2 protein-coding genes are annotated in these 2600 nt (G+C 59.5%); both read right to left on the reverse strand.

Annotated elements, in window-relative coordinates:
* A partial coding sequence (locus AC0AP0_RS11685; protein ID WP_490430589.1) for a DUF5107 domain-containing protein occupies positions 1–746 on the reverse strand: 746 nt, incomplete at its 3' end.
* A 255-nt stretch (positions 747–1001) separates the two neighbouring features.
* A partial coding sequence (locus AC0AP0_RS11690) for an ABC transporter ATP-binding protein (protein WP_490430590.1) occupies positions 1002–2600 on the reverse strand: 1599 nt, incomplete at its 5' end.

Here is a 2600-nt window from a genome sequence, read left to right on the forward strand (position 1 = left end):
GGTACCGGCACATTCTTGTAACGGCTGATGTCCACTCCTTGGGAGTAGTCGTGCTTGTAGTAGGTTCCCGTGGCGATCGGATAGCGGGAGACGTCGCGTTTGCCGTGGTCCATGACTGCAGTCACATCGGGTGGCATGACGGTCCTGGTGTGCTCGTTGACCGCCACGGCCGGGTTGGCCCACCAGAGGAAGGATTGGGGCAGGGGCGTGCCGTTGTAGAGCCGGGCCGAGATTTCAATGACGCTGACCCCGGGATGCAGGGCGATGGTGGTGGTGACCTGGGTGCCGTAGATGCGGTCGGTATCGTGGCAGACCACCGCCTTGCCCCCGTCCGGCAGATCCTTCAGCGTACAGTCCACCGGAAGGAAGGTACTGGGCCGGTGGTGCTGCGGCCAGTTGAACTCGATGCCCCCGGAGATCCAAGGGCCGGTCAGGCCTACCAGAGCAGGCTTGATGACCCGATTGCGGTAGACGAAGTCATAGTCGTTGGTCTTGTCCCGAGCATACTGAATGCGTCCGCCTAGCTCAGGCAGGACGGTCACCTCCAGGTATTCATTCTCCAGGATGACCGCCTTGTAGTCCTGATCCTTGCATTCATCCGAGATGGTCTCGATGACCGGGTAAGGATAGACACGTCCCGAAGAGCCCTGATAGACTCGATTTTCGATAAATTGCGGATTCTTATCCGGTTTTCCGATCCCGTAAGTGGGAATCGTAAGCTCTTCGACCTTTACTGTGACGCCCATGGTCATCAGCCCCTTGTCTGCTCAGCAAAACTGTATATATTTGCTCTCAGTCTATAGTCGGAATTGGCCCTCAGAACTGTAAAAATTGTTTAAAAATATTAAAAAATTGCTACTGCGCCAGCAGTTGTCGAACTCGGGACGACTGCAGAAAATGGTCGAATGCATATACAGGAAAGGGGTCGGCCCATCGCGGACCGACCCCCTACACTAACGTCGCTTAATGCTGGATCATACCTTTGGCAATCCTGGAGAGCCCTACTCCAGTTCCAAGGCTCCGGTGTAGAGCTGGTAGTACTCGCCATGCTTGGCTATCAGCTCATCGTGATTGCCCCGCTCGATGATTCGCCCATGGTCCAGGACCATGATCACATCAGAGTTGCGAACCGTGGAGAGCCTATGGGCGATGACGAAGACCGTCCGGCCGCGCATCAACGCGTCCATACCCTGCTGGACCACCTCCTCGGTCCTGGTGTCGATCGAGGAAGTGGCTTCGTCCAGGATCATGGCCGGAGGATCCGCCACGGCCGCCCTGGCAATGGAGATCAGCTGGCGCTGACCCTGGGACAGTCCGCTTCCATCCCCCTCAAGAACGGTCTGGTAGCCCTGGGGAAGCATGCGGATGAAGCCGTCAGCGTTGGTCATCCTGGCGGCTTCGATGCACTCCTGATCAGTGGCATCCAAACGTCCGTAGCGGATGTTGTCCAGGACTGTGCCGGTGAAGAGGTTGACATCCTGAAGGACGATGCCCAGGGAACGGCGGAGGTCAGGCTTGCGGATGTTCTTCACATCGATCCCGTCATAGAGGATCTGCCCCTGCTGGATGTCGTAGAAACGGTTGATCAGGTTGGTGATCGTGGTCTTGCCGGCACCAGTGGCGCCGACCAGCGCCACCTTCTGCCCGGGCTTGGCGAACCAGGTGATGTCGTGCAGGACAGGCTGGCTCGGGTCATATCCGAAGCTGACGTCGGTGAATCGCACATCCCCTTGGAGGAGGGTGTATCGTCCGTCAGGCGAGGTGATTGCCTGATCCTTGGCCTTCAGGGCCACATCTCGGGCATCGCCGGGAAGCTTCATGGCGGCCTCCAGCGAGCGCCTGCCATCGTCGTCGGCCTCGCGCTTCCAGGCCCAGTGCCCTGTTTCGTGGTCGACTGGGGTCATGGTCCGGCCGTCCGAGGCCAGTTCGACGCTGACCAATCTGACCGTACCTTGGTCTGATTCAACAGGCTGGTCCATCAGGTCGAAGATACGCGAGGCGCCGGCCAGGGCCATCATGACCATGTTGAACTGCATGGAGACCTGGCCGATGGGGTTGATGAAGGAGCGGGATAGAGTCAGAAGGGAGACGATGGTTCCCAGGGTCAGCGGCCCTGCCCCGGTCAGTCCTACGTTGCCCATGCCCGCGATGCCGGCCAGCCCGCCCACGATGGCCAGGATGACATAGAGCAGGTAGCCCATGTTGCCCACGACCGGCATGGTGACGTTGCCATAGGTATTGGCCTGGGCCGAGGCCTGGAAGAGCTCCTCATTCCGAGCCTCGAAGACCTTGGCGGTGGCATTCTCGTGGTTGAAGACCTTGATGACCTTCTGCCCGTTGACGGCCTCTTCAACGAAGGCGTTCACCTGGCCCAGATAGCGCTGCTGGTGAACGAAGTATCGGCCGCTTCGGGTGACCAGAACCCGGACCACCACAATCAGGACCGCCGCGAAGACCAGGGTCAGGACGGTGAAGGGAATGGAGAGCCAGAGCATGGAGATCAGGGCTGCCAGGGCGGACAGCACCGAGGAGACCATCTGCGGGAAGGACTGGGAGATGGCCTGGCGGAGGGTATCCGTGTCGTTGGTGTAGCGGCTCAT

The organism is Bifidobacterium sp. POST2/T3 (B1), from assembly GCF_058197115.1.